The following is a 587-nucleotide window of genomic DNA, read 5'->3' as shown; positions in this document are numbered from 1 at the left end:
TGTTGTAGCCGACGACTGTGTGTCCGGCCTCGGCGAGATGAACGGACATGGGGCTTCCCATGATCCCGAGACCGATGAAAGCGATTGTGCTCATGGAGAATCCTTACGTGGAAGTGGAGACAGTCAGCCAGGAGAACGTGTCGGGGCGAGTCGCCTTGTACTCGAGACCGATACGACCCTCGTAACCCAAGCGCTCGAGGTGGGCGAGGTGGCGAGCCACATCGATTGTTCCGGTGCCTGGTTCTCCACGGCCGGGCGCATCGGCGATTTGAACGTGACCGATCACGTCGGTGTGATTGTCGAGTGCAGCCGTGATGTCGTCCCCGTTGACGTCGAGGTGATACAGATCGGCCAGCAGACGAAGACTGTGTACGTCGTGGTCGCGCTCGACACGTCGAATGACGGCCACGGCGTCGTCGGCGGTCAGGAGCGGATATGCCGGTGCACCGCTGACCGGCTCGATCAACACGACCGCGCCGATCTCGGCGGCAGCGGCCCCGGCGGCAGCCAGATTCTCGGCCGCGACACGATCCTGCTCGGCGGGATCGGTGCCGTCGATTCGGTTTCCGTACAACGCGTTGAACGCG

The 587-nt window shown here is 63.0% G+C and carries 2 protein-coding genes; both read right to left on the bottom strand.

What is annotated here, in order from left to right; genetic code table 11:
• A partial coding sequence (locus tag CH293_RS27615) for an NAD(P)-binding domain-containing protein (RefSeq protein WP_255122945.1) occupies window positions 1–94 on the bottom strand: 94 nt, incomplete at its 3' end.
• Window positions 95–103: 9 nt separating this feature from the next.
• On the bottom strand, window positions 104–587 hold a 484-nt coding region (locus CH293_RS27610), incomplete at its 5' end, for a TIM barrel protein (protein ID WP_141217259.1).

This window comes from Rhodococcus sp. 14-2470-1b (assembly GCF_002259415.1).
In the GTDB taxonomy this organism is placed as follows: domain Bacteria; phylum Actinomycetota; class Actinomycetes; order Mycobacteriales; family Mycobacteriaceae; genus Rhodococcoides.
Note: the sequence above shows the minus strand (reverse complement) of the source record. Positions and strands in the feature narration are given on the sequence as shown.